This window comes from Aminobacter sp. P4_D5 (assembly GCF_056401815.1).
In genome coordinates this window covers 1-874 of record NZ_JBFUIP010000507.1, presented here as the reverse complement: position 1 = coordinate 874, position 874 = coordinate 1, and the positions used below count along the sequence as shown (strand labels likewise).

Genomic DNA, 874 nt, shown 5'->3' with positions numbered 1-874 from the left:
GATCAGGTTCGTGCTGATCGGCGCCACCTGGTAGAGCCGCGCCTCGCGGAACTTGCGTTCCACATCGTACTCCTCGGCGAAGCCGAAGCCGCCATGGGTCTGCACGCAGGCCTCGGCCGCGGCCCAGGCGGCGTCAGCGGCGAGCATCTTGGCGGTGTTGGCCTCCTCGCCGCAGGGCAGGCCGGCCTCGAACTTCTCGAGCCCCTTGTGCAGCAGCGCCTCGGCCGCGCGCATCTGCGCGTAGGCCTTGGCGATGGGGAACTGCACGCCCTGGTTCTGSCCGATGGGMCGGCCGAAGASSACGCGCTCCTTCGMATAGGCGACGGACTTCTGGGTGAACCACTTGGCGTCGCCGATGCTCTCCGAGGCGATCAGCAGGCGCTCGGCGTTCATGCCGTCGAGGATRTAGCGGAAGCCCTTGCCCTCGRSGCCGATGAGGTTCTCCGCGGAGACCTCCATGTTGTCGAAGAAGACCTCGCAGGAGTTGTGGTTCATCATCGTGCGGATGGGACGGACGGTGAGGCCGTTCGCCGTGCGCATGTCCACGATGAAGGTCGAGAGGCCCTCGGTCTTCTTCGCGACCTGGTCCTTCGGCGTGGTGCGCGCCAGCAGCAGCATGAGGTCGGAATGCTCGGCGCGGCTGGTCCAAAGCTTCTGGCCGTTCACGATGTACTTGTCGTTGCCCTGCTTCACCGCCGTGGTGCGCAGCGCGGTCGTGTCGGTGCCGCTTGTGGGCTCGGTGACGCCGAAGGCCTGCAGGCGCAGCGTGCCCTCGGCGATGCCGGGGAGGTAGCGCTGCTTCTGCTCGGCGCTGCCGTGCTTCAGGATCGTGCCCATGATGTACATCTGCGCGTGGCAGGCGGCGCCGTTGCAG

General features: G+C 67.1%; 1 protein-coding gene. It reads right to left on the bottom strand.

Annotation, left to right across the window (positions count from 1 at the left end):
* The coding region (locus AC1DWF_RS33115; protein WP_476842741.1) for an acyl-CoA dehydrogenase family protein at nucleotides 1-874 on the bottom strand (874 nt) is incomplete at both ends.